Origin of the sequence: Dyella sp. C11 (genome assembly GCF_003121485.1) — a bacterium.
GTDB lineage: Bacteria > Pseudomonadota > Gammaproteobacteria > Xanthomonadales > Rhodanobacteraceae > Dyella.
In genome coordinates, this window is record NZ_QAVX01000001.1 from 35,401 (window position 1) to 56,252 (window position 20,852).

Annotated in this window: 15 protein-coding genes; 7 read left to right on the plus strand and 8 right to left on the minus strand. The window is 64.0% G+C overall.

Features of this window, described 5'->3' with window-relative positions; all coding sequences use genetic code 11:
* Positions 1 to 94 precede the first annotated feature (94 nt).
* Complete coding sequence (hrpB, locus tag DK366_RS00140; RefSeq protein WP_109123493.1) at positions 95 to 2,611, plus strand: ATP-dependent helicase HrpB; 2,517 nt, start codon at positions 95 to 97, stop codon at positions 2,609 to 2,611.
* Positions 2,612 to 2,670: 59 nt separating this feature from the next.
* Here hrpB and DK366_RS00145 read toward each other — a convergent pair whose 3' ends face one another.
* The 7 genes from DK366_RS00145 to DK366_RS00175 form a co-directional block, all read right to left on the minus strand.
* Entirely contained in the window at positions 2,671 to 4,062 is a 1,392-nt protein-coding gene (locus tag DK366_RS00145; RefSeq protein WP_109123494.1) for a sugar porter family MFS transporter, read from the minus strand.
* 64 nt (positions 4,063 to 4,126) lie between these two features.
* Complete coding sequence (locus DK366_RS00150) at positions 4,127 to 5,032, minus strand: SMP-30/gluconolactonase/LRE family protein (protein ID WP_109123495.1); 906 nt, start codon at positions 5,030 to 5,032, stop codon at positions 4,127 to 4,129.
* A complete protein-coding gene (locus tag DK366_RS00155; protein WP_109123496.1) occupies positions 5,029 to 5,790 on the minus strand; it encodes an SDR family oxidoreductase in 762 nt (253 codons plus the stop codon). The genes DK366_RS00150 and DK366_RS00155 overlap by 4 nt, the downstream gene beginning before the upstream one ends.
* A gap of 2 nt (positions 5,791 to 5,792) precedes the next feature.
* Positions 5,793 to 6,941 carry a galactonate dehydratase gene (gene dgoD / locus DK366_RS00160; protein WP_109123497.1) on the minus strand — a complete coding sequence of 383 codons (1,149 nt, stop codon included), beginning with the start codon at positions 6,939 to 6,941 and terminating at the stop codon, positions 5,793 to 5,795.
* Entirely contained in the window at positions 6,938 to 7,573 is a 636-nt protein-coding gene (locus DK366_RS00165; RefSeq protein WP_109123498.1) for a 2-dehydro-3-deoxy-6-phosphogalactonate aldolase, read from the minus strand. Before DK366_RS00165 ends, dgoD begins: the two co-directional genes overlap by 4 nt.
* 4 nt (positions 7,574 to 7,577) lie before the next feature.
* Positions 7,578 to 8,498 (minus strand): 2-dehydro-3-deoxygalactonokinase, encoded by a 921-nt coding sequence (locus DK366_RS00170; protein ID WP_109123499.1) that lies wholly within the window; start codon positions 8,496 to 8,498, stop codon positions 7,578 to 7,580.
* Positions 8,498 to 9,223 carry a FadR/GntR family transcriptional regulator gene (locus DK366_RS00175; protein ID WP_109123500.1) on the minus strand — a complete coding sequence of 242 codons (726 nt, stop codon included), beginning with the start codon at positions 9,221 to 9,223 and terminating at the stop codon, positions 8,498 to 8,500. Before DK366_RS00175 ends, DK366_RS00170 begins: the two co-directional genes overlap by 1 nt.
* Before the next feature lie 409 nt (positions 9,224 to 9,632).
* Between DK366_RS00175 and DK366_RS00180 the strand changes: the two genes are divergently transcribed.
* From DK366_RS00180 to DK366_RS00205, 6 genes are all read left to right on the plus strand, one after another.
* Positions 9,633 to 10,781 (plus strand): aldose epimerase family protein, encoded by a 1,149-nt coding sequence (locus DK366_RS00180; RefSeq protein WP_198651367.1) that lies wholly within the window; start codon positions 9,633 to 9,635, stop codon positions 10,779 to 10,781.
* A gap of 125 nt (positions 10,782 to 10,906) precedes the next feature.
* Complete coding sequence (locus DK366_RS00185; protein ID WP_109123502.1) at positions 10,907 to 12,091, plus strand: cellulase family glycosylhydrolase; 1,185 nt, start codon at positions 10,907 to 10,909, stop codon at positions 12,089 to 12,091.
* A gap of 113 nt (positions 12,092 to 12,204) precedes the next feature.
* Positions 12,205 to 14,994, plus strand: a complete 2,790-nt coding sequence (locus DK366_RS00190) for a TonB-dependent receptor (protein WP_109123503.1) — start codon at positions 12,205 to 12,207, stop codon at positions 14,992 to 14,994.
* A 105-nt stretch (positions 14,995 to 15,099) separates the two neighbouring features.
* Positions 15,100 to 16,677, plus strand: a complete 1,578-nt coding sequence (locus DK366_RS00195; protein ID WP_109123504.1) for an exo-alpha-sialidase — start codon at positions 15,100 to 15,102, stop codon at positions 16,675 to 16,677.
* A gap of 2 nt (positions 16,678 to 16,679) precedes the next feature.
* Positions 16,680 to 17,654 carry a glycoside hydrolase family 43 protein gene (locus DK366_RS00200; protein WP_109123505.1) on the plus strand — a complete coding sequence of 325 codons (975 nt, stop codon included), beginning with the start codon at positions 16,680 to 16,682 and terminating at the stop codon, positions 17,652 to 17,654.
* Positions 17,655 to 17,755: 101 nt separating this feature from the next.
* Entirely contained in the window at positions 17,756 to 19,408 is a 1,653-nt protein-coding gene (locus tag DK366_RS00205) for a M20/M25/M40 family metallo-hydrolase (RefSeq protein ID WP_109123506.1), read from the plus strand.
* A 77-nt stretch (positions 19,409 to 19,485) separates the two neighbouring features.
* Here the strand turns inward: DK366_RS00205 and DK366_RS00210 are convergent, their stop codons facing one another.
* Positions 19,486 to 20,580 (minus strand): hypothetical protein, encoded by a 1,095-nt coding sequence (locus tag DK366_RS00210; protein WP_109123507.1) that lies wholly within the window; start codon positions 20,578 to 20,580, stop codon positions 19,486 to 19,488.
* Positions 20,581 to 20,852 lie beyond the last annotated feature (272 nt).

Genomic DNA, 20,852 nt, shown 5'->3' on the forward strand with positions numbered 1-20,852 from the left:
GGGGATAAAGGGCGGGTGCTCGCGATAACGCCGCAAAAAAGTCAGCGCCGATGCGCCGAATGCCGCTAAAAGGCGCGCCAGCTATCATTCCCCAATGAGTACCCCGCTGTCCTTCCCCATCACGCCGATCCTGCCCGAGATCTGCGCGTCACTCGCCACGCATCCACGTCTCGTGCTCGAAGCACCGCCCGGTGCGGGCAAGACCACGCAAGTGCCGTTGCTGTTGCTCGACCAGCCCTGGCTGGCGGGTGGAAAGATCCTCATGCTTGAGCCCCGCCGTATCGCAGCCCGCGCGGCAGCACAGTTCATGGCGAAGCAGCTGGGCGAGGAGGTCGGGCAGACGGTGGGTTATCGCATCCGCTTCGAATCGCGGGTTGGCGCATCGACGCGTATCGAAGTGGTGACCGAGGGCATCCTGACGCGCCTCATCCAGGACGATCCGGAACTCAGCGGTATCGGCGCCATCCTGTTCGACGAATTCCACGAACGGCACCTCGCCGGCGATCTGGGCGCAGCGCTTGCACTCGATGTACAAGGCACGCTGCGCCCCGAGCTTCGCATGGTCGTGATGTCCGCCACGCTCGATGGCGAACGCATCGCGCAATGGCTGGATGCGCCGCGCATCAGCAGCCCTGGACGCAGTTTCCCGGTGCGCGTGGAATATCCCGCCGCACGCACCCAGGAAACGACGGAGCATCATCTTGCACGTGTCGTTCGCCAGGCATTGGATGAAAACACCGGCGACGTGCTCGCCTTTCTGCCGGGGCGTCGCGAAATCGCACGCACGCAATCGGTGCTCGAATCATCGCTGGACGAGAACATCGGCATCGTTGCGTTGCACGGCGAGCTGTCGATGGCAGAGCAGCAGGCCGCGTTGAGCCCCGCAGAGCCAGGCACGCGTCGCGTGGTGCTCGCCACCAACGTGGCCGAATCCAGCGTCACCTTGCCGGGTATCCGCGCGGTGGTCGACAGCGGGCTGGCGCGCGAACCACGCTTCGATCCCAACTCCGGTTTTACGCGGCTGGAAACCGTCAATATTTCGCAGGCATCCGCCGATCAGCGCGCGGGACGCGCGGGACGCGTGGCGGAAGGCGCCGCGTATCGCCTGTGGCCGCAGAGCAAGCGGCTGGACGCATCGCGCACTGCGGAAATGGCACAGGCCGAGCTTTCCGGTCTCGCACTGGAGCTCGCTTCGTGGGGCATTACCGCCGAGAGCGGCAGCGACCTGCCGTGGCTGGATGCGCCGCCGCAAGGCGCACTCGCGCAAGCACGCGAGTTGCTATCGCAACTTGGCGCACTCGCCAGTGGCGGGCGCATCACGGCGCTGGGCCGGGAGATGCTCGAACTCGGTGCCACGCCGCGACTCGGCGCCGCAGCGCTGCGCGCGGAACCCGAACGCCGCGCGCTGGTGGCGGATCTTCTTGCCTTGATGGAAGCGCGCTCGCCGTTGCGAGGCGAACAGGCACGCACCGATGACTTCCGCGCGCGCGTCAGTGCATTGCACGTGTGGCGTGACCGCAAGACGGCGGGCGCGCGTGGGGGCGCCGATGCCGGTGCGCTTGCCGCCATCGAGCAGGCGAGCAAGGGGTGGCGCCGTCGACTGGCCATACGCACGGCCGCGACGGGCGTGCCGGACAGCCATGCGGTGGGCGATCTGCTTCTGCATGCCTTTCCTGATCGCGTGGCGCGTCGCGACGACAACAACCCGCTCCGCTACACACTGGCCAACGGTCGTGGCGCGCGCCTGCACGAAAGCACCGCGCTGCACGGTGAGCCCTGGCTTGTGGCGCTGGACGTGCGCTTCGAGGCACGCGACAGCTTGATCCTCGCCGCGGCACCCATCGACTCGCGTGTGCTTGAGCGCGACTACGCCAGCCAGTTCAAGCGTGAACGTGCCTTGCGCTGGAACGACGAACGCAACGCCGTCGAAGCCTTCGACGAACACCGCTTCGCCAGCATCGTGATCGAGCGGCGCAGTGTGCCGGTGAAGGCGGAAGATGCGTTGCCGGCTTTGCTCGCCGCCATTCGTGCGAAAGGCATCGACGTGTTGCCATGGAGCGAGAACGCGCGACGCCTGCGTGCGCGCATGCAAGCGTTGCGTGGCTGGATGCCAGAGTTGGGGCTGCCTGATGTGTCCGATGCCACGTTGATCGACACCTTGGAAAACTGGCTGGCGCCCTACCTCGAAGGCAAGCGCCGTATCGATGCCTTGAGTGCGGAAGAACTCTCGCAGGCACTGGGCACGCTGTTCGACTACGAACAGCGCCGTCAGCTCGACGCGCAGCTACCCGAAAGCCTCACCGTGCCCAGCGGCATGACGCGCCGCCTGGAATACGCCGAGGGTGAGCCGCCCGTGCTGGCGGTGAAACTGCAGGAGTTGTTCGGTCTTGCCGATACGCCGCGCGTCGCGAACGGCCGTGTACCGGTGACGCTGCACCTGTTGTCGCCGGCCGGCCGGCCGATCCAGGTCACGCAGGATCTGAAAGGCTTCTGGGAGCGCACCTATCCCGAGGTAAAGAAGGAACTGAAGGGCCGCTACCCGCGCCATCCGTGGCCGGACGATCCGTGGACGGCGGTACCCACGCACCGCGCCAAGCCACGCGGGACATAAAAACGAAAAGGGTTGCCAACCTCGCGGTGGCAACCCTTCTTGATTCCAAACAACAGCGATCAGCGGCCGATATCGCGCAGTCGCTTGCCTGCCATCAGGTTGCGTTCGATCTGCTCCAGCGTCACGCCCTTGGTCTCCGGGACCAGCCACAGCGTGAACAGGATGAACACCGCGTTGAGCGCACCGTACATCCAGAAGGTGCCTGCATTGCCGATGCCGTTGAGCAGGCTCAGGAAGGTGAAGCCCACGATCATGTTGCAGATCCAGTTGGTGAAGGTGGACACACCAATGCCGAAGTCGCGACCCTTGAGCGGCTGGATCTCCGAGCACAGCGTCCAGATCAGCGGGCCGGCCGACATGGCGAAACCGACGATGAAGATCAGCAGCATCGCCACGGTAAAGATCTGCGAACCGTGGTCGTGGATGCCGTTGTGCATCATCGTGCCGACCACACCCAGGCCAACCGCCATTACGGTGAAGCCGGTGTAGAGGATGGGCTTGCGACCCCAGCGATCGATCAGTGCGATGGCGATGAAGGTGGCCAGCACGTTCGTGAGACCCACCAGCGCGGTAAACCACATCTGCGCCGACGTGTCGTAGCCCATCTCCTTGAAGATGCGCGGCGCGTAGTACATCACCACATTCATGCCGGTGAACTGCTGGATCAGCTGCAACAGCACGCCCAGCCACACCGAGCGACGGAAGTTGCGGTTCTCGAGAAACAGGTGCCAGCCGCGCTGCGGCGTCTTCAGCTGTTCCTCGATGTCGGCGGTTTCGCGCGCGACCACGGCGCTGTCGCCGCGCAGGCGTTGCAGCACGTCGATGGCTTCGTCGCGACGGCCGCGCATCAGCAGCCAGCGCGGGCTGTCGGGCAGGAACATCACGCCCAGCAGGAACAGCGCGCCGGGAATCGCAATGATGCCAAGCATCCACCGCCATGCGCCGTTGTAGCTGAAGGCGGTATCGGACAGGAACGCCACGAAGATGCCGATGGTGATCATCAGCTGGTAGGTGGAAATCATCGCGCCGCGAATATGTTCCGGCGCCACTTCGGCCAGGTAGAGCGGCGCCGTGAACGAGGCGATACCGATGGCCAGGCCCAGCACGACGCGGGCGATGATCAGCGTCTCCGGCGACCAGGCGAAGCCGGAGAGCAGCGAGCCGATCACGAACAGCACGGCGCCAAGCACCAGCGAGCGCTTGCGGCCCAAATGTCCCGACAACCAGCCGGCACCGAGGGCACCTACGGCGGCGCCGAACATCATGGAACTGACGATCCACTCGATGGTGTGGTCGCTGATGGCGAATTCGGTCTGGATGAACTGCTCGGCGCCGGAAATCACGCCGATATCCAGGCCAAACATCAGGCCCGCCAGCGCGGCGAGCACGCAGACGAACACGACGGTGGTTTTCGATTGCGCCGAGGTCGACGCGATGACTTGGGCATTCATGGATGAAGCTCCCCCGCTAGCGATGATGTTGCCTCTGTGGGCGTTTAGGTAAACCGCTGCGCCCCTACGCTGCGGCAATGATGTGTGGCGGCGGGCCCGCGAATCGCGGCTCCCGCAAACCCCGGAATCCCGGTTCAGCGAAGAACAATGCCCCGGCATACGGTTGCGACGCAAGCGCGCCATCGCCCAGCCCGTCACGTGCGCTGGTGATGTAGAGCGTGGAGAAATCCGTGCCGCCGAACGCGGGCTTGGTCGGTTGCGAAGCGGGCACGTCGATGATGCGATCGATCTGGCCATCGGGCGTGTAGCGCACGACGCGACCCAGGCCCCATTGTGCATTCCACAAGCCGCCATCGCGATCCACGCAGGAACCATCCGGCTCGCCGCGCCGGTCATCAAGCGTCACGAACGTGCGGATATTGTCGACGTGGTCGCCGTAGTCGCAGCACTGGATGGCGCGCGTGAGCGAATCGCAGAAGTACATGGTGCCGCCATCCGGACTGAAGGCCACGCTGTTGCTGATGGCGACGCCCGGCAGTGGCAGGTGTTCCAGCGTGAGATCGTGATTCAGGCGGTGGAAGCCACCCACGGGTTGCTTGGGTCCCGTGGCCGGTTCATGCAAGGTGCCGAACACGAAGCGACCTTGCCGATCGCACACGCCATCGTTCAAGCGCGTCGGCAGATCGGCTTCCACATCCATCACCGGCACCAGGGCCTGCGTGGAGGGATGAAAGAACGCCAGCCGTGAAGCAAGCCCAAGCAGCAACCAGCCATCGGCTTCACACAGTGCAAAGCTGGCGAGGCGCTCGGGCAGGCTCCACTGGTGCAGTGCGCCGTCGTGCGGGCGGTAGCGCCACAGCGTGGCGGCGTGGATGTCGGTCCAGTACAACACCTGCTCGCGATCGCACCATGTGATGCCTTCGCCCAGCGTGTTGTGCACCTGTATGGCGACGGCGGCGCGGGCGTTCATACCCAGCCACCATCCACGATGAAATCCTGGCCCGTGCACATGCGGCTGTCGTCGGCGGCGAGAAACAGTGCGGCGCGTGCGAGATCCTCGGCCATCAGATAGCCGGGCATGCATTGCACGCGTTCAATTTCCGCCTTGCCGGCATCGTCCAGCCACAGGCGGCGCTGTTTGTCGGTGATGACCCAGCCCGGCACCAGCACGTTGATGCGGATGCGATCGTGGCCGAGTTCGCGAGCAAGGCCATTTACCAGACCATGCACGGCGGACTTCGCCATCGCATACATCGGATAGCCGGCGTTCTTCTTCCTCCAGCCGGTGGAGCCCAGGCAGATCACGGAGCCGCCGCCGAGCGAACGCATGTCCTCACGCACGGCCTGCGTGGCGAAGTATTGATGGCGCAGGTTGATGGCGATGTTCTGGTCGAACTCCGCCACGGTGGTGCTGCCGAACTGGTGACGCACGTCGTTGGCTGCGTTGTTCACCAGCACGCCTACGGGGCCGTTCACTTCACGTGCCGTGGCGAGCGCCGCTTCCAGCGCTTCGATTTGCGTCACGTCGCAGCGAATGAACAAGGGGCGGTGGGCGCAGGCGGCGAGATCATCGGCAAGTTGTTCGCCGCTGGCCTGGTCGATGTCGATGAACGACACGCGTGCGCCCTGCCTGGCGAAGTGCTCGACAAACGCGGCACCGATGCCCGTCGCGCCGCCCGTGATGAACACGTGGCGGTCGACCAGGCTGGGATAAGTCGCGTACGTCATGCTTACCACTCCGCGACGCTGCCGTCGGCGTGACGCCAGATCGGGTTGCGCCAGCGGTGCCCCACTTGTGCGCGTTCGGTCACGTAATCCTCATTCACCTGGATGCCGAGGCCCGGGCCGTTCGGGATCGCCACGAAACCCTTTTCGTAAGCGAACACGCTGCGATCCTTCACGTAATCGAGCAGGTCGTTGCCGGCGTTGTAGTGAATGCCCAGGCTCTGTTCCTGGATGAAGGCGTTGTGGCACACCGCATCCAGTTGCAGGTTGGCCGCGAGCGCAATGGGGCCGAGCGGGCAGTGCAGCGCCACGGCCACGTCGTAGGCTTCGGCCATGGCCGCGATCTTGCGCGTTTCGGTGATGCCGCCCGAGTGCGAGGGATCGGGCTGGATGATGTCCACGCCACCCATCTGCAGCACGCGCTTGAAGTCGTAGCGCGTGTACAGGCGCTCGCCCAGCGCGATGGGCGCGGGCGAGATGGCAGCGAGTTCCGGCAACGCTTCCAGATGATCGGACAGCACCGGCTCCTCGATGAACATCAGCTTGAACGGCGCCAGTTCACGCATCAGCACCTTGGCCATCGGCTTGTGCACGCGGCCGTGGAAATCCAGGCCGATGCCAATGTGCGGGCCCACCGCATCGCGAATGGCCTGCACGTTCTCAAGCACCTGCTCGACCTTGTCGTGCGTGTCGATGTACTGCAGTTCTTCGGTGGCATTCATTTTTACGGCGGTAAAGCCGCGTGCTACCGCTTCCTTCGCGGCGCGTGCCGTGTCGGCCGGGCGATCGCCTCCGATCCATGAGTACACGCGAATGCGATCACGCACCGGGCCACCCAGCAACTGGTGCACGGGCTGGCCGAGATCCTTGCCCTTGATGTCCCACAGCGCCTGGTCGATGCCGGCGATGGCACTCATCAGCACCGGCCCGCCGCGATAGAAACCGCCGCGATACATCACGTTCCACAGGTCTTCGATGTGGCGCGGGTCCTTGCCGACCAGGTAGTCGGAGAGTTCTTCCACGGCGGCCGCGACGGTATGTGCGCGGCCTTCGACTATGGGCTCGCCCCAGCCGACGACACCCGCATCGGTATCGATGCGCAGGAACAGCCAGCGCGGGGGAACCAGGTAAGTGGTGAGGCGGGTGATCTTCATGCAGGCGATCCTTTCGAAACAGAGTGGCGCCAGGCATCGGCGAAGGCGCGGGCGCGCGCGGCGACGTCGCTGGCCGGGCGGCCGGGGGCGTAAAGAGAGGAACCGATGCCGAAGCCGTTGGCTCCGGCGGCATGCCACGGCTCCATGTTGTCCGGCGCGATGCCGCCGACCGGCAGCACCGCGAGATCCTTGGGCAGCACCGCGCGCCATGCCTTGAGCACGGACGGGCTGGATTGCTCGGCAGGGAAAAGCTTCAGCGCATCGGCGCCGGCCGCGAGTGCCGCAAACGCTTCGGTGGGCGTGGCCACGCCGGGCACACAGTAAAGGCCGGCCTGCTTCGCGGCGCGAATCACCGTGACGTCCGCGTGCGGCATCACGATAAGCCGGCCACCGGCATCGGCCACCTGCTTCACCTGCGCGGGATCGAGCACCGTGCCGGCGCCTACGAGGTAATCACTGCCCAGCGCGTCCACCATGCGGCGAATGCTTTCGAACGGCTGTGGCGAATTGAGCGGCACTTCCAGCATGCGGAAGCCGGCATCCACCAGCACGCGGCCGATGTCGACGGATTCGTCGGGAGTGAGTCCGCGCAGGATCGCGACAAGGGGAAGCGGTTCAAGCCAAGCCTTCATGGTGTCATGCCGTTGCTTGCGTGGAGACGAGAGCGGCAGCCTGGGCGATGCGCCACAGGCCGTGCGACGTGGTGGCGTCGGGCGCCGCGTGGATGTCGAGCGCGAATCGCTTGGCAGCTTTCAGATACCGATCGCACAACGGACCTTCACCCACCATCAGTACGTGGGTGTTGGCATCTACCCAGCCAGCCGCCATGGCCATGCGAAGTTCGTCGCCGATCAACAGGCCGGAGAGGTAGTCGGGCACCGCAGTAGCTGGCAGCGTGCCATCGAGCATCAAGGTGCGTGCCGAGAATACTCGCGAGAATGCGCCTGCGGCACCGCTGTCACGTGCCATGTCGACGCCGCGAAGAAACGCTTCGTCGTCGTCGACAGCCGGCGGCAATTGCGCGCCGAGAATGGAGTGCTCTTTCAACAGGCCGAACAGTTCGCCCGTCATCACGGTGGCGAAACCCGCGACCGATCCCTCGCGCAGCGAGACCCACTTGCTGTGCGTACCCGGCAGCAACAGGCAGCCATGGCGGGCCACGTCGGGCGACTGCGTCACCACGCCGACCACCTGTGTTTCTTCGCCGCGCATCACGTCGGGTCGCGACGGATCGCGCAAGCCCGGCACAAGATGCAGCGTGCGGCCATCCGGCGTGGCCATGGTCGTGAGTGCATGCGCCAGCCGCTCGACGCTGGTGGGTGTATCCAGGTAGGGCACTTCCAGCCAGCCGTTGCGGCTGCCCACCATGCCGCAGGCAAGCACGGGCACTTCCGGCCACTGATCCACGGCTTGCGCAAAGGCGGCCTGAAAACCGCCATCGGGAAGCTGGCGGATGCCGAACGGCAGCGCTCGCTTTTCCAGCACCCGACCCAGACCGTCATAGCGATAGGCACGCAAGTGCGTGCTGCCCCAGTCGAGTCCGATCAGGTGCGTCATCAGGCGCCCGCCTTCTTGCGTGCGCGGCTGCGGTTGCGCTGCAGGTTTTCGTGCGAGTCGGCGATCATCGTCTGCATGGTCTTGCGCGCCACTTCCGGTTGCTTGCGCTTGATCGCCTCGAATACCTTCTGGTGATACGGCAGCGAATACTTGAAGTTGGTGGCGTTGCGCGCGGACAGTGTGAAGAACGTACCCAGTGACGTTTCGATCACCGAGAACAGCGACTGCATCAACTCGTTGCCGGTGGCGTGCAGCACGGCATCGTGGAACTCCAGGTCGGCCTTCGACCATTCTTCCAGGGTCTGCGCGGCATCCATGGCATTGAGCGCTTCTTCGATGACAGCGAGCTGCGGCGCGGTGCGGCGACGCGCTGCCGCTGCAGCTGCAGCCGGTTCGATGATCTCGCGCATCTCCACCAGCTTGTCCACGAAATCGTCGGTGGGCATGGAAGCGCAACGCCAGGCCAGCACGTCGGCATCGAGCTGATTCCAGAAGCGCTCTTCCAGCACGCGCGCACCGACGCCCGTACGCGATTCGATCAGCCCTTTGGCCGACAGCACCTTCAGTGCTTCGCGCAAGGCGGTACGGCTGACCTGCAGGCTATCGGCAAGGGGCTCCTCGCGCGGCAGCACATCGCCCGGCTTCACCTTGCCGCTGACAATGCGTTGCCCGATTTCGTGCATCACATGCCCATAGAGGCTGCGAACTGCGATCGGCTTCTTCATGAAATCCTCTGACCCCCGGTACTGACCCTTGAGCGTTCCGTGCGCGCCCGAGCGCATATAGATAGCGCTCGATTCGATTGTCATACAAACGGACTATAAGCAAGTTGCTTGGCCGATGCCAAGGTGTTTGCACGGATTTTTTGGTGCGTCCACATGAAGGCACATCGGCGTGACAGGAACATGCGATGACGCAATGCAGAATGTTTGCGCCGTCCCGGGCATGAGCCCTTGTTCGCGATCCTGCCGGTACATCGCATCAAAGCGCCACTTTTCGTTTCGGCGACCATGCCACTTCGCGTAATGCCGCAATGCATCAAGAAAAATTTTCGTGCCCAGGAACACTTGCACGATAATCATACAATGTGATTGCATGCGGCCACTCGTGATACGCGAAGGGGATACCAGGGACATGCAACGAGCAGGTTGGATGGGTTCGATTCTCGGCCTTGCGATGCTGTCGGCAGCTGCGCATGCGACGGACGCAAAGCGCGAAACCTTCGGCACCATGCCGGACGGCACGAAGGTGGATGCCGTGGTGCTGAGCAACGCCCATGGCATGCAGGCACGTATCATCGCGCTGGGCGCAAGCGTGCAATTCCTTTCCACGCCGGATCGCAACGGCAAGAGCGCGAACATCGCGCTGGGCTACGCGTCGCTCAATGATTACGTGAGCAATCCGCAGTATTTCGGCGCTACGGTAGGCCGTTACGCCAACCGCATCGCCAAGGGTCATTTCACCCTGGACGGCCACGCATACAGCGTGCCCGTGAACAATGGCGTCAACTCCCTGCACGGCGGCACGCGTGGCTTCGACAAGGTGGTGTGGACCATTGGCGAAGTGAAGCACGATGCCGGCAAGGCGAGTGTGTCGCTGAGTTATGTGAGCCCCGATGGCGACATGGGCTATCCGGGCAAGCTCACGGTCACGGCGGTCTACACGCTGGACGAGGAAAACCGCCTCTCCATCGATTACCGTGCGACCACCGACAAGGTGACCATCGTCAACCTGAGCAACCACGCGTACTGGAATCTTTCGGGCGAGGGTTCGGGCAGCGTGATGGACGACCTGCTCACCATTGCTGGCGACGCCTACCTTCCCGTCGATGCCGGCTCCATTCCCACCGGCGAAATCCGCAAGGTGGCTGGCACCCCGTTCGACTTCCGCACGGCCAAGCCGATCGGCCGCGATATCCGCACCAACGATCCGCAGCTGCTCAACGGTCACGGTTATGACCACAACTGGGTCATCAGCAAGGACGAGGCACCGGCGCTGCGCATGGTGGCGCGCGTGGAAGATCCCGCGTCCGGTCGCGTGCTCACCTTGAAGTCGTCCAAGCCGGGCCTTCAGTTCTATTCGGGCAATTTCCTTGACGGCACCAGCGTGGGCACGGGCGGCCACGTGTATCGCCAGGGCGATGCCTTCGTGCTGGAACCCCAGCTTTATCCGGACACGCCGAACCAGGCGTCGTTCGGTTCGGCGCGGCTGGAGCCGGGCCATGAGTACCGCAACCTGATCGTGTACGAGTTCACCACCGAGTCGACGCGCGGAGCGCATTGACCTGACGAGCAATCGAGAGAAGGGCGCCTGTGAAGGCGCTCTCAGGGTCGCTTTGTCTTCAAAAAGCGGCCACGCGTAACCAATGCGTCGCCTGGACGAGGTCCGGCGCCTTCGAGGGAGAGCTGATGAAGTACGCACTTTTGGCAGTGGCACTGGGCCTGGCGGCAACTATCGCCGCGCCGACCCATGCGCGCGATGCAACGCAACGCTGGACGCCGGCCGAAGCCAAGGCCTGGTACGCCAAGCAGGCGTGGCCGCTGGGCAGCAACTACCTTCCGTCCGACGCCATCAACCAGCTGGAAATGTGGCAGGCCGACACCTTCAACCCCGCGCGCATCGACCAGGAACTGGGCTGGGCGCAGCAGTCGGGCATGACCACCATGCGCGTCTTCCTGCATGACCTGCTTTGGCAGCAGGATGCGGCGGGCTTCAAGAAGCGCATCGACACGTTCCTCGCCATTGCCGACAAGCACGGCATCAAACCGATCTTCGTGCTGTTCGACTCGTGCTGGGACCCGGAACCGAAACTCGGTCCGCAGCGTCCGCCGATTCCTGGCGTGCATAACTCCGGTTGGGTCCAGAGCCCCGGCGTGGCGATGACCGACGCCAGCCAATACCCGCGGCTTCAGCAGTACGTGAAGGACATCGTGGGCAGCTTCGCCAACGACAAGCGCATCCTGGCGTGGGACGTGTGGAACGAACCCGACAACCCGGGTGGCGGCAACTACGATCCGGTCGAGCCGAAGAACAAGACCGAACATGTCGCCACGCTGCTGCCGCAGGTATTCGCCTGGGCACGCAGCGCGTCGCCCACGCAGCCGCTCACCAGCGGCCTGTGGCATGACGACGACTGGTCCGATGTGTCGAAGCTCAACGCCGTGGAGCGCACGCAGGTCGAGCAGTCCGACGTGATCAGCTTCCACGACTACGGCTGGCCCGAAGTGTTCGTCGGTCGCCTGAAACAGCTGCAGGGTTATGGACGTCCGCTGATCTGCACCGAATACATGGCGCGCGGCAACGGATCGACCATCGACGGCGTGTTGCCCATCGCCAAGAAGGCGGACGTGGGCATGGTCAACTGGGGTTTCGTCAACGGCAAGTCGCAGACCAACATGCCATGGGATTCCTGGCAGCGTCCCTACACGCTGCAGCCGCCGACCCTGTGGTTCCACGATCTTTTCTACGCGGATGGCAAGCCATATCGCCAGCGTGAGATCGACATTCTTCGCTCGCTTTCGCACGCGCCGCGCGGCGCCGTGCCGGCGGATGCCATTACCGTACCGATGCAAACGGCAGGTGCCGGCCACTGAGCAGGCACCGTCTTTCAACGACTTCAAACGCCGTCGCGGAGAACGGTGGCGTTCTGAATAACGACACCGCCGGTTTGTCCGGCGGGTAAACGACCTCTGAGGGGAGGCTTTCCATGACTCGCACACAGCTTCACAAGACCTTGCTGGCGGCGGCCATTGCGGCGTCGTTCGGCGTTGCCCACGCAGCTGATACACCGGCGGCTTCCGCGCCCGCCGATCCGCAGCAGTCCACCACGACCACCGATGCCACGCCGCCGGCCAACGCGCCCAAGAAGGATGGCACCAGCGCCGACGCCCAGCAGAAGGACGCGGTGAACCTGTCCGGCGTGGTGGTAACGCCGTTGCGCGAGAGCCTGCAGAGCGCGCAGACGCTCAAGCAGGATTCGCGCATGATCACCGACTCCATCGTGGCCGAAGACATCGGCAAGCTGCCTGACAACAGCGTGGCCGATGCGCTCCAGCGCATCACCGGCGTGCAGGTGGCGCAGGGTTTCCAGGGCGAGACCAGCTCGGTGGTGATCCGCGGTTTGCCCAACGTGATCACCACGCTCGACGGTCGCGAGATTTTCAGCGGTGTGGGTCGCGCTTTCGCCTTCCAGAACCTGCCGTCCACGGCGGTGAAGACGGTGCAGGTCTATAAGACCAGCGAGGCGAGCCTGCCTGATGGCGGCATCGCCGGCATGGTCGACATGCAGCTATTCCGTCCGTTCGATTTCGACGGCCCCAAGGTCGCCGCGACGTTTACCGAAACCAACAGCAAGTACGCCGCGCACACCGACCCCAACGGCAGTGTGTTGCTCAGTGATCGCTGGAAGACCGACATCGGCGAGTTCGGCGCGTTGATCAACGTGGGCTACGACAAGCAGCACTACGACTACAACGCCGTGTGGGACGACTTCCCCAAGGTGCTGACCACCGGCGCCGGCGACCCCGTGCGTACGTCCAACGGCAACCTGATTGCTGCGCCGAACGGCTTTGGTGCGGACTACAACATCGGTGACCGCACGCGCCAGGAAATGAACTATGCGCTGCAGTGGAAGCCGAACGACAGCACCGAGATCTACATCGAAGGCCTGTACGACTGGGATTCGGACAACTACAACCAGCCGTACTTCTTCAGCTTCCCGGTGGGTTCGGTGGACCCGCAGAACGTCAAGGTCGGCAACACGTGTTATCCGGACCAGCTGACCGGTTCGGCGTACTACGGCCAGACCATCTGCGACATGACCAGCGGCAGCTGGACGGGCAACACCTACGCGGCCACCAGTACGCAGGCGCACCAGGAGTGGGGTCACGACATCCAGAACGCCATCGGTGCCAAGTGGCACGGTGACCGCCTGAACCTGTCGACCGACCTGTCGTTCAACTCCAGCTCGTTCCACGAGCAGACCTTCATCATCGACACGTTCCTGCAGGCGCCGATCACCACGGTGTGGAACGGCGGCCACAACTGGTCGCTGGTGGGCAACCCGGCGAGCAATCCGGCCAACTTCTATCTCAACGGCCTTTATCAGGACTGGGACAACCAGCGCGGCACGCAGACCGCGTGGCGTGGCGACGGCAATTACGACCTCAACGGCAGCTTCTTCCAGTACATCGACTTCGGCCTGCGTTATTCCGATCACAAGGCCGAGTACGTGGGCAGCACGCAGATCTCCACGCCGCCGCCGGGTGGCACGGGAGACATCTCGTTGAACCCGAATCCCGCCAACCAGGTGATTGCGCGTTTCCCCAGCGGCTATTGCTGCAACCAGCCGGGCACGCAGGCGATTCCGGTGTCGTGGCTCAGCGGCTGCTTCAACTACCTCACCAACAATGCCGACGCCATCCGCACGCTGTACGGCCTGCCGACCGGCCTGGCCCCGGAAAATCCCGGTCGCTACTACCAGATCGACGAGAAGTCGTACGCCGGTTACTTCCAGCTGGGTTACGGCAACGAACTGTGGGGCATGCCCTTCGATGGCCTTGCCGGCATGCGCGTGGAACGCGTGAAGCGCAATCTCGATGCGTTCTCCTATGACGCGTCGACCAACATCTACACGCCGCTCTCGGACAGCACCAGTGCACCGGTGTACTTGCCCAACCTCAGCTTCAACCTGCACATCAAGGACAACCTGCAGTTCCGTTTCGTGGCAGCCAAGACGTTGACCTATCCGGACTTCGGCCAGCTCAACCCGTCGCTGTCGTTGAACCCGGGCACCATCAACCGTGCCGGCGCGGCAGCCAGTGGCAACCCGGACCTGAAGCCGATCCGTTCGAACAACTACGACGCGTCGCTGGAGTGGTACTTCGCGCCGGCCGGCTACCTCAGCGGTGGCGTGTTCTATCGCGACATCAACGGCTACATCCAGAACTACGTGACGGACGTGACCATCCAGGGCCAGCCGTACCAGCTCAGCTCGCCGCAGAGTGCGGGTTCGGGTCATCTCGATGGTGCGGAATTCGCCTACCAGCAGTTCTTCGACTTCCTGCCGGAGCCGTTGAATGGTCTGGGTGTGCAGTTCAATTACACCTACATCGAAGGCTCCACGCGTTCGCCGCAGTTCATCGGTGGCCCGGTGGTCACCTCGCCGCTGCAGAACGTGTCGAAGAACAACGGCAACGCCGTGTTGATGTACGAAAAGTTCGGCTGGTCCGCACGACTGGCGTACAACTACCGCAGTCGTTTCATCGACGGCTTCAACCAGCCGACCGTGGCTGGCGTGAACGACGAAGTGAAGCCCGCCAACCAGGTCGACTTCTCGCTGGGATACGACGTCAACAAGTACTTCACCGTGGTGCTCAACGCGACCAACATCTTTGGCGCGAACCTGCACCAGTACTTCGGCGATGGCGACGGCAGTCCGCGTGACATCCGCTACCAGGACAAGACGATCGGCCTGGGCGTGCGCTTCAAGATGTAAATCTCTCCCACTGGGCGGGGGCGGTGGTGACATGCCGCTTCCCGCCATTTTTTTGGGAGATGTCTTTCGGCGGCTTGCTCGCCAACGTGACACGGGAACCTTTGCATGACACGTTCGACGTTCGGTCTTTCCCTGTTGTCCCTGGGCCTGCTTGCTGCGATTTCCACGCATGCCGACGCACAGGATTCACGCGAACCGGTGGTTGGCACGCATCTCGCCGACGGTTCCGGTTATGTCAGCATTACGCTCATCGAGCACGGCGCAGCCGAAGACAAGGGACGCTTGTTGATGGCGTTCGAGCAGGACGGCATGGGCGGCGTCCCGCTGTGGGAAAGTCGCGATGGCGGCGATCATTGGCGTTTCCTGATGAACGTCACCGATCAAACGCATGCGAAAGACCCGCGCTGGCAATTGCGCTGGCAGCCGCATATCACCGAGTTGCAGCGCGCCAGCGGCGACTTGCCTGCTGGCACGCTGGTGCTTTCGGCCAACGCCACCGGCAACGATCCGAAGGGTCATGTCGTTGAGGAAGACCTGCAGGTCTATACCTCCACCGATGCGGGCAAGACGTGGCACTACCGCAGCTCCATCGTGAAGGGCGGTGGCCATCCGGAAGACAAGGACAACAAGGGCGTGTGGGAGTCGAACATCCACGTGCTCGATGACGGCCGCATGGTGGCGTACTACTCCACCGAGCAGCACAAAGCCGAGGGCTACAACCAGGCGTTGGGACATAAAGTGTCCGACGATGGAGGCAAGCACTGGGGCAAGGAAGTACTGGACGTCGCCATTCCCGGTGGCGTGCAGCGTCCGGGCATGGCCATCGTCACGCGACTGGGCGATGGTCGTTACGCGATGACGTACGAGAACATCGACGGCCCGAAGAACGGCCAGGTGTTCATCAAATTCAGCCGCGATGGCCTGGATTGGGGCGATCCGCAACATCACGGCGAGCCGGTAATGACGCTCTCCGGCTTCTGGCCTGCCGCGTGCCCGGTGGCGCAGTGGTTCCCGGTGGGTGGCCCGGAAGGCGTGATCGTGGTGTCGGCCGAGCGTGGCGGTGGTGGCGCGGAGGAAGGCGGCCGCGATCTCTATTGGAACAACGCCTCGGGCCGTGGCCCGTGGTGGGAAGTACGGGCGCCGGTGCAGAAGCGCACAGGCAACATCCACGCAGGCTGGACGCAGGCACTGTTGCTGCGCGACGACGGCAGCTTCCTGCATGTCACCACATCGTCCTCGCCGGACAAGCCGGAGAGCGTCGCCCACAACGAAGTGCTGTTCAACACCGCGAAGCTCGATTTTCACCGCTATGAGGCGGAGGACGCGCAGTTCAACAGCGCGGTAGCCGTCCCCGATCCGAAGGCATCCAACTTCCGCAAGGCGCGACTGGGGCAGGGTCCCGACGGCAGGCTTCGCTTCGTGATCAACAGCAACGGCGGCACGCACGCACTGCATGTGCGCTTTGCCGATCTCGGACTTGCAGCGCGCCCCGATGTGGTCGTCAACGGCGCTCGCTTGCCGGAAGGCAGCGTGTCGAAAGCGGACGATGGCTGGGAAGTGCTTGATGTCTCCGCTGCGTTGTTGCCGGGGTTCAACACCATCGACGTCGATGGCGGTGCGCATGTGGTGGACGTCGACTATCTGCAAGTGGACGGCGACACGCCGGTCACCGGGAAGCCGTAACCATGCGAGGAACGATCAACCGACTGTCTGCCGCGCTTGGTTTGATGTTGCTCGCATCCGCTGCGCACGCGCAGGCATCGGAGGTCATGCATCCGTTGTTGCCCAGTGGACCCGACCCGTGGGTCACGCAGCGCGACGGCGTCTACTACTACACCAGCACCGAGGGCGATCGCATCTCGCTGCGCAAGACCACGGACATGGCGCATCTGGCGGATGCCGCGCCCGAGGTCGTCTGGCGGCCACCGGCGCAGGGTGGCAACTCGTCGTCCATCTGGGCGCCGGAACTGCACTTCCTCGATGGCAAGTGGTACCTGTACTACTCCGCATCGGACAAGGCGCACGATGACGATGCGCATCGTCGTGTGTGGGTGCTGGAGAACGCATCGCCCGATCCCATGCAAGGCGAGTGGATCGACAAGGGTATGCTCAAGACGCAACTCAACGGCATCGATGGCACGGTGTTCGATCACGGCGACAGGCGTTACTTCGTCTATTCGGCCTACGTGGGCGATCACAGCGATCTCATCATTGCACCCATGACCAACCCGTGGACGCTGGGCGAGCCGCAGGTGGACATTGCTCATCCCACGCAATGGTGGGAAATGCGTGGCGGCCGCAAGATCCTGGAAGCGCCGGAGTTTCTCGAAGGACCGGGCGGCAAGGTATTCCTCTCGTATTCCGGCAGCGCGTGCTGGTCCGACGATTATTCGGTCGGGCTGCTGAGTGCGGAGGCGCATGCCAACCTGCTCGATCCCGCGTCGTGGCACAAATCGCCCGAGCAGGCGCTCGCCAGTTCGACGAAGCATCAGTTCTATGCCCCGGGCCACAACGGCTTCTTCAAGACACCGGATGGCGAGGACTGGATCATCTTCCACGCCAATGGCGGTCCCGACTGGAAGTGCACGGCGCGCCGCGCGCCTTACGCCATGCCCTTCACCTGGACGGCCGCGGGCGAGCCGGACTTCATGGGCAAGTAATCGCGCCGCTGCGACGTTGGTCTGGTTTGATCGGCTCTCGCGGCCGTGGCAACCTGCATTCCCCCCGGGCGGCCAGCCGTCCGCACCACGACGGAGTGCCCATGCCTCGCACGTTCCTTGCCTTCGCGCTTGCCGCGACATTCACCACGGTCGCGCTGGCCGCGGTGCCCGCCAACGAGCAGCCAGGCCTGGCGCAGATCCGCGAACGCGACCTGCACGCCGACATCAGCTTCCTGGCCTCCGACGCGCTGCAAGGCCGCCTGTCGCTGCAGCCCGGTGACGACGCGTCGGTGCAGTGGATTGCCTCCGAGTTCGAGAAGGCCGGATTGAAGCCGGCCGCTACCGATGCACAGGGCAAGCCCAGTTTTCTGCAGGCGGTGCCCCTCGTCGAATATCGCCCCGATGGCAAGGCCACGTTGCTTACGCTGAAGCGCGGCGGCAAGAGCACCGACTGGAAAGATCCCGACGTGTCGGGCGCGTTTCCCCCCGACCAGGATGTCTCCGCGCCCGTGGTGTTTGCCGGTTACGGCATCACCGCGCCGGAGCTTGGCTACGACGATTACGCCGGCCTGGATGTGAAAGGGAAGATCGTCGTGGTGTTTGATCACGAGCCGCAAGAGACCGATCCCAAGTCGATCTTCAACGGCACCGGCAACACGCGTTACGCCACTGCCTACGTGAAAGTATTGAACGCACAGGAACACGGCGCCGTGGCCGTGCTGCTGGCGCCGGAACCCTCGCACAACCATCCCTCGCAGCTGGAGGTGCGCAAGCGCATCGGCCACCAGGCGGAACACGCGGCGAACCCGATTCCCGCGCAGGCGCTGGCGGACAGCCCCGTGCACATTCCCAGCATGGTCATCTCCGCTGATGTGGAAGATGCTTTGCTGAGCACCAGTGGCAGCACGCCGAAGGCAATGCAGTCGGGTATCGATGCGGATCTGAAATCGCGCTCGCTGGCATTGCCGGATACGACAGTCAGCCTGCACCTGAAGAACAGCTCGCGTCGCGAAGCCACCGCGTGGAATGCGGTGGGCCTGCTCGAAGGCAGCGATCCCAAGCTCGCGCCCGAGACCATCATCATCAGCGCGCATCACGATCACGACGGCCAGGCCGGCGACAAGATCTGGCACGGCGCGGACGACAACGCCTCCGGCACCGTGGGCGTGGTGACGCTGGCGCGTGCGTTTGCCGCGAACCCGACCAAGCCGAAGCGTTCCATCCTGTTCGCGGTGTTTGCGGCTGAGGAACGCGGCCTGCTCGGCGCGTATTACCTTGCCGCGCATCCGCTGCGTCCGCTGGACACCACGCGCGCCATGATCAACTTCGACATGATCGGCCGCGATGAGAAGCCCAGTCCGCAAACCGAAGGCCTGATCGACATTCCCGCCGACACCAGCAATCGCCTCAACCTGATCGGCGCGGCCTACAGCCCGGATTACCAGAAGACCGTGGCCAAGGCGAACGGCGACGTGGGCCTGGTGCTGGATGACCGCTTCGACCACGAGTACGCGCTGAACGTGTTCTTCCGCTCCGACCAGTTCCCGTTCGTGCTGCACAACGTGCCCGCATTCTGGTGGTTCACCGGCTTCCACCCGGACTACCACCACCCCAGCGATACGGCGGAAAAGATCGACTATCCGAAGATGGCGAAGATCCTCAAGCTGGCTTATCTCAGCACGTGGCAGTTTGCCAACGAAGCCACGCCGCCGCGCTTCGTGTCGCATCCGGGCAGCGAGAAGAAAGCGCCCTGATCAACCGGCATCGATGAAAAAACACCCCGGCTGGTCCGGGGTGTTTTCGTTTCAGGGTGCCGATGAACGCAGCGCGCTTAGTGGGGTTGCGCCGCCATCGCCTTGGCGATCTGCTGGCAGCCGCGCGTGTAGGTGAGCAGTTCGTTGCGCACCGGGTCCAGTTCCATCCAGAACCCGTACCGCACGGCGCCGCCCTTGTCGGACAGGTAGGCGCTGATCGAGCGAGCAGTGGTCAGCTGCTGCAATTGCGCTTCGGTGAAGGGCTGGGTGAACACGACGGACTGGCCCACGGCCGAGACGCTGGCGCGCTGGCGTTCGGTGGCGGGCTGATGGTCGATCTCGAAGTAATACTGCGTGGCGCGAGCGGCGATCTGCTTCGCGTGATCGGCGCCGATGGTATAGGTCGCAGTGACCGTCATGCCGTCGTTGCGGCACATCATGGTGAGGCTGTGCTCGCCATCGCGCGTGGTCTGCGTGAGCGAGAGCGAGGCGATGCCGTTCACGGGTTGATTCACCGCCTTGGGTGGCAGCCGGCCATTGTTGGCGACGCCGTAGCCCAGCATCAGGTCGCCGTCGAGCCACGTCACCGTGCCGTTGGTGCTGGCGTTACCGAAGACCAGCGGATTGATGCCCATCTCTTTCAGGTAGTCGTGGATGGCTGGCGCCGAGGCGCCGGTGCCGGCGACGGGTTGTCCGCCGAAGCGGTCCGCGCCGCTGGCGGACCAGCGATACAGGCCGCCGACATACGCATACGCGCAGGCATCCACGCATTGCGATTCCTTGGACATCACCGGCTGGCCGGCTACGCGTCGCGGGCTGCCCAGGTGCGTGCCGATGTTGTTGGCGCGGAACAGGCGCCCGAGCGCCATGCCTGCGTTTGCATCGCCACCCGGCGAATTGAGGTAGATGTCGCTGCCCGCGGGAATCTTGTGCGACTGGATCATCGCTTCGACGCGTTGCGCCGCACCGGCATCGATGGGTCCGTAGAGATAGACCTGCGGCACCTTCGCCACGGAAATCGTCATGCGGTCGTCGTTCACCTGCACGGCGAGCTGGCCGCCGGTGCTGGTGGCTACGCTGGCGCCCGTCGGCGCTTCAGCCCATGCCGGCAGCGCGAGGGCGGCGGCGAGCCATGCACAGCCCGCGGCGATCGATCGGTTGAACACGTTCATGGCGGGACGTGGGGAGTGAGCGACGGGCACGCGACTGACCTTGCGACGAAGGTCGGCAAGTGTGCTTGAACGTGGATGTCTCGCAAGTGAAGGGCAAGGTAGCCCGCGTGATGTCCGGTGGGGCGGACAGGCCCGGACGTCCGCCGTGTTGTCCGCGGACGCAGGATCTTTCAACGGGCCTGTGCGCAAGTGCCTGATCTTCGGTGCATCACCTGCGTATCGTGGCTTGGCACGCCGCTTGCTCTTTCGACATCAACAGCGGCATGTCGCCG

Bases quoted from the DNA above. Each gene is read 5' to 3' on its own strand.
- DK366_RS00205 (WP_109123506.1), top strand. From the start codon at position 17,756: ATGCCTCGCACGTTCCTTGCCTTCGCGCTTGCCGCGACATTCACCACG.
- DK366_RS00170 (WP_109123499.1), bottom strand. From the start codon at position 8,498: ATGACGCACCTGATCGGACTCGACTGGGGCAGCACGCACTTGCGTGCC.
- DK366_RS00195 (WP_109123504.1), top strand. From the start codon at position 15,100: ATGACACGTTCGACGTTCGGTCTTTCCCTGTTGTCCCTGGGCCTGCTT.
- hrpB (WP_109123493.1), top strand. From the start codon at position 95: ATGAGTACCCCGCTGTCCTTCCCCATCACGCCGATCCTGCCCGAGATC.
- DK366_RS00155 (WP_109123496.1), bottom strand. From the start codon at position 5,790: ATGACGTACGCGACTTATCCCAGCCTGGTCGACCGCCACGTGTTCATC.
- dgoD (WP_109123497.1), bottom strand. From the start codon at position 6,941: ATGAAGATCACCCGCCTCACCACTTACCTGGTTCCCCCGCGCTGGCTG.
- DK366_RS00150 (WP_109123495.1), bottom strand. From the start codon at position 5,032: ATGAACGCCCGCGCCGCCGTCGCCATACAGGTGCACAACACGCTGGGC.
- DK366_RS00210 (WP_109123507.1), bottom strand. From the start codon at position 20,580: ATGAACGTGTTCAACCGATCGATCGCCGCGGGCTGTGCATGGCTCGCC.
- DK366_RS00190 (WP_109123503.1), top strand. From the start codon at position 12,205: ATGACTCGCACACAGCTTCACAAGACCTTGCTGGCGGCGGCCATTGCG.
- DK366_RS00145 (WP_109123494.1), bottom strand. From the start codon at position 4,062: ATGAATGCCCAAGTCATCGCGTCGACCTCGGCGCAATCGAAAACCACC.
- DK366_RS00180 (WP_198651367.1), top strand. From the start codon at position 9,633: ATGCAACGAGCAGGTTGGATGGGTTCGATTCTCGGCCTTGCGATGCTG.
- DK366_RS00200 (WP_109123505.1), top strand. From the start codon at position 16,680: ATGCGAGGAACGATCAACCGACTGTCTGCCGCGCTTGGTTTGATGTTG.
- DK366_RS00165 (WP_109123498.1), bottom strand. From the start codon at position 7,573: ATGAAGGCTTGGCTTGAACCGCTTCCCCTTGTCGCGATCCTGCGCGGA.
- DK366_RS00185 (WP_109123502.1), top strand. From the start codon at position 10,907: ATGAAGTACGCACTTTTGGCAGTGGCACTGGGCCTGGCGGCAACTATC.
- DK366_RS00175 (WP_109123500.1), bottom strand. From the start codon at position 9,223: ATGAAGAAGCCGATCGCAGTTCGCAGCCTCTATGGGCATGTGATGCAC.